At 52.1% G+C, this 3,749-nt stretch carries 6 protein-coding genes and 1 pseudogene; all 7 read left to right on the top strand.

All coding sequences use genetic code 11. The features are described from left to right. A pseudogene (locus NFX52_RS29460) lies at positions 1–132 on the top strand (IS481 family transposase); the annotation flags it as partial. Positions 133–152: 20 nt separating this feature from the next. Further along, on the top strand, positions 153–626 hold the full coding sequence (locus NFX52_RS29455) for a TRADD-N-associated membrane domain-containing protein (protein ID WP_147433216.1): 474 nt from the start codon (positions 153–155) through the stop codon (positions 624–626). A gap of 55 nt (positions 627–681) precedes the next feature. Continuing rightward, positions 682–1,050 carry a hypothetical protein gene (locus tag NFX52_RS29450; RefSeq protein ID WP_156358612.1) on the top strand — a complete coding sequence of 123 codons (369 nt, stop codon included), beginning with the start codon at positions 682–684 and terminating at the stop codon, positions 1,048–1,050. Between the two features lie 469 nt (positions 1,051–1,519). Next, positions 1,520–1,804 carry a hypothetical protein gene (locus tag NFX52_RS29445; protein WP_055395182.1) on the top strand — a complete coding sequence of 95 codons (285 nt, stop codon included), beginning with the start codon at positions 1,520–1,522 and terminating at the stop codon, positions 1,802–1,804. A 103-nt stretch (positions 1,805–1,907) separates the two neighbouring features. Then, the gene (locus NFX52_RS29440; RefSeq protein ID WP_156358613.1) at positions 1,908–2,453 is read left to right on the top strand and encodes a hypothetical protein; all 546 of its coding nucleotides are present in this window, start codon (positions 1,908–1,910) and stop codon (positions 2,451–2,453) included. Between the two features lie 135 nt (positions 2,454–2,588). After that, positions 2,589–2,774, top strand: a complete 186-nt coding sequence (locus NFX52_RS29435; protein WP_353848507.1) for a DUF1010 domain-containing protein — start codon at positions 2,589–2,591, stop codon at positions 2,772–2,774. A 155-nt stretch (positions 2,775–2,929) separates the two neighbouring features. Beyond that, positions 2,930–3,370 carry a DUF3592 domain-containing protein gene (locus NFX52_RS29430; RefSeq protein WP_055395186.1) on the top strand — a complete coding sequence of 147 codons (441 nt, stop codon included), beginning with the start codon at positions 2,930–2,932 and terminating at the stop codon, positions 3,368–3,370. The last annotated feature ends 379 nt before the right edge of the window (positions 3,371–3,749 follow it).

Raw genomic sequence — 3,749 nt, 5'->3', positions numbered from 1 at the left:
CTGTGCAACCACCAGTTACCGCAGTCAGCGCTCAAGAGCAGTACGCCGATGCAGGCGATGAAAGAGTGGTACCAGACCCACCCGCACCTGTTTCACAAGCGACCATATGATCGTACGGGATGCGACAGTTAGGCATTGCAATGGAGAATTTCGTGAGCCAAGAAGCACCGGTTCAAACTAGTGACCCATTCATTCAAAAACTTCATGAGTTCTACGGCTCCACCCTTTTCCAGCAGAAGGTCAGCTTTTGGAGCAGTGTCGTTGCTTCTGCGGCGGGCCTAATCGTTGTGATTCTTGCGTTCATTGCCTATTTCTACGACCGGAATAAATTGAGCGAATCCGTAGTTCTTGGGGTCGCTGGCGTAGTCGCGCAATTCATTTCAGCTGCATTCTTTTACGTACACAACAAGAGTACTTCGCAAGCCCTTGAAGGCTTCGGCAAGCTCGTGAAACTTCAAGATACAAAGCTTGCAGTTGATCTCGTCGCGCGTATGGACCCCAAGAACCACGACTATATGTATATGAGCATCATCAACGTCCTCATTCTTCGTAATGAACCAAATCGTGACCTCACTCCAGACCTTGTCCGAGCATTGCAGGAGACTGGTAAACAGAACAAGCCCTAACAATTTATTCAAGCCGATGCCGCTTTGCGTCTCGGCTTAACTCAGGCGTTAGGCCATGAAGAATCGCATCCCCTTCGCAGTGATCGCCTTGGCCTTGGTTACTGGCCTCGGGTACTTTGTGGCCGGCGAAAAAATCGATAGACAGCTTTGTGGTGTTCGAAATGGAAAGTGGGCATCCGTCGATGGGGTGTGCATAGCGCGGACTTGTTTTAAAAATGGAAGCTGTGGATCTTGGGCCAACCCGGTTGCTTCCTGCAAAAATCTTAGCGCGGGCTCTCCAAGATCAGAGGTGTATTTCCAATTGGGTATGCCAGAAAGCTCAACCGAATCTTTGGCGACATGGAGTGCCGCCAAGGGAAGTGACAAGAAAATTACCGTCGAATTTAAAGGAGACCGTCTTGCTTCGCTCAGTTGCCCCGCCTAACCCGGCAGTCAAGCTGACCCGCCAAAGGCGGGCAGCTTACTTTGTCCGTTGTGCTTCAGCGAACCAAGTCAATGATTGAGCGTCTGGCGGAACTTCTGGATCTTCCCGATGCGGACTATTGGTCTGATGTTGGGTGTATCGAGGCGCGTTCCATCATTGATGCAGACCCGCAGTTGGTTATGTGCCAGATCAAAAGCCAATGGAGATCGTGGCCGGAACCACGACAGGAGCACTTGGCTTACATACTTGGCGAGGGAACGCATCCACTGGAAAGGGAAGTCCTCCTCGAGATGGCATCCTCTAGTGCTCCCGGCGTCGTTATGTCCGCCCGAGAAGCGCTACGTGGAATTCCTGGCAGTGAGGCATAACCTGACAGTCAACCGGACACCCAAATGCTGCGCATTTGGGTTCCCTTCGCTGGCGCTTCGGTGCCGGTTACTTCTACGTTATGCCTCATGAGGTGGCCGCAATGAGCGTCTGGCAAGTACTTGGCATCGGCGAAGGTTTCGTCCGCTCCGGAAAAGTTGACTCGTTCGAGTTGTCCGGATTTGTTCAAGCTCCCAGCGCACGTGAAGCGGCGAGCCGAGCCCTGTCAATTGCAAAGCAGCAGGTCGCTGAGCTGACTCAGATGAACGAAGCGGCTCAGCGCTGGCCGCTGATCAACTGGAACGAAATCCAAGAAGCGGACGCGCTCGCATTGAGCCCAGGGCAGCTAGACAAGGTTGAACTTCACTGGGCGAGCGATGCGGCATAACCATTCATTGCAGCCGACCTGCGCCAGCTTCGCTGGCTGGTCGGCTGAATTCAAACGTTATGTTTTATTAAAGTAATATCGTCATCCGAAATATGGGGAGTCTATGAACACTGGTCGCAATACACTTTTGATATTTATCGTTTCTGTACTTCTTAGCGCCTGTGTTGCGCCAACAACAATCGCTTCCAATAAGGCGGAAAATTACAATAAAGAGCCCAAACGTATTTTTGTACTGACCGATGTAGGTAGTGAATTTGGGAAAGATTTTTTCGATTCCTTCCAAGCAAAGCTGGGTGCTATTGCAAGAGATTGCGGTGCCGCTTTAGAGGTGAGCAGAATTTCTTCATTAGAGCTGGATGAGAAAATTCATCTCAATAAAATGAAAATGTTTAAAGCCGATACTATTATGAGTGTTCGCCGAAATGGTGGAACAAGAAATGAATATGGCATTTTTCATGCAATCTATAATGTCAAATTGGTTGATGTGCAAACCAATAAAACGGTGTGGAGAGCAGATACTAATTTTTATCGCGGTGGAACTGCTATTCCAATAAAAGAGCGTGGTGAAGCTCTTGCCGTTGATATAACTAATAAAATAAAGGAAGACAAAATATTTCGCTCCTGCGAAATAATAAAATCTAAAACATAACAGGTCGCTCAACCTGACTCGCATATCCAGGCCACCATTAACTCCAGCGCTTCGCCCTTCTCAAAGGTTTCTCCTTGGGGGTGTTGGCGCTCTGCTGGGCTCCGCCTGCGTTCGCTTCGTCGGTTTCAGGCTTTTTTGGCCTCTGGCGCCTGTGCTGCAAGCGCTACCAGCTATCAGTCTTGTAGCGCCTTGCACCCTTCGGTACCCAGCGCTTTTGCGTGGGCTGCGCCCTTCTCCAATTCAGGGCGCTCCCTTTTGGCCTTCGGGTCTCACTGTTCGTCGCAGCCGACTGCTACGCGGCGGCTGAACTCAGAGCGTTAGAGAGAATTCGATGCGCTTCGAGAGATTCATGAATTGGTTTTGCTGCTTGGCCGTCGTTGACCGCATAAAGCTGTGTGCATCGTCAGATGCGGTGTGCCAAATGCCATCGGTAGCAATGTGGAATCAGTCTATTTCAGCCTCGTCAGACCTCTCCAATGAATCGCCGCATCCTCGCCATCGCCCTCGCAATCGCCCTGTTCGCGATTCTTGGGGCATCCCTTGCCCCCCTCTTTTTGCCTCCTCCGGTTCCCCAGTGCGCCTACCTCAGCACACCCGTGCGGTTTACCAAAATTGATAGTCGCCCAGTGCAAGTACGTAGAGGAACGCGCCAGTTCATCTCCCAGTTTCCAATGGTGGAATACAGCTACGTCGTTTCCGGCAAGAGCTACACCAGCACCAGGATGTTTTGCTCAGACAGTGATGGTTTCAGAGCGGATTGGTCCAAGGTGGACCGCTTCTTTCACATTGCCAGAAATGGCGGTGAACTGGTGGCGTGGTTTCCGCCGTCATCACCCGAGTCGGCGTGTATCTCCATTGATGCGGACTTCGATTACTCCGTGGTTTCCAGCACCTCTTCGCAGTGCCGGGCGCATTGAAATCTGCCCTTGGCTGGGTGAGGGGGCTTCGTGCCTGCGGGGGCGTATGCTGCCGAATGCTTCGTTTGGCAGCGGGGTAGTGCAAACAGTGATTGCTATATTATTGATAGCTGATTGCGTTTAATGGATAAGCGCTAGGGCCCTATTTGATTAAAAACTGTTCGTGCAGCGCCAGGGGCTTCCATCCCACGCGCAGGCCTGCCAGCGCAGGGATCTGGCTTCGTCAACCCGCTGTGACCTTGGCCGTGGTGACGGTGTTGGCGCTCCCCAGTCCTTGCGGTGGTGCGCAAAAGATGCAGCCCGCCCCAGCCTCTGCCGTCACAGGCGCAGCCGCCCCTTCCCCATGGTTGCAGCAATGCTCCAGCCACCCAGCCACCCA

The organism is Acidovorax facilis, from assembly GCF_023913775.1.
GTDB lineage: Bacteria > Pseudomonadota > Gammaproteobacteria > Burkholderiales > Burkholderiaceae_C > Acidovorax > Acidovorax facilis.
The sequence above is the reverse complement of the archived record's forward strand: the minus strand, read 5'-3'. Positions and strand labels throughout refer to the sequence as shown.

Bases quoted from the DNA above. Each gene is read 5' to 3' on its own strand.
- NFX52_RS29445 (WP_055395182.1), top strand. From the start codon at position 1,520: ATGAGCGTCTGGCAAGTACTTGGCATCGGCGAAGGTTTCGTCCGCTCC.
- NFX52_RS29440 (WP_156358613.1), top strand. From the start codon at position 1,908: ATGAACACTGGTCGCAATACACTTTTGATATTTATCGTTTCTGTACTT.
- NFX52_RS29450 (WP_156358612.1), top strand. From the start codon at position 682: ATGAAGAATCGCATCCCCTTCGCAGTGATCGCCTTGGCCTTGGTTACT.
- NFX52_RS29430 (WP_055395186.1), top strand. From the start codon at position 2,930: ATGAATCGCCGCATCCTCGCCATCGCCCTCGCAATCGCCCTGTTCGCG.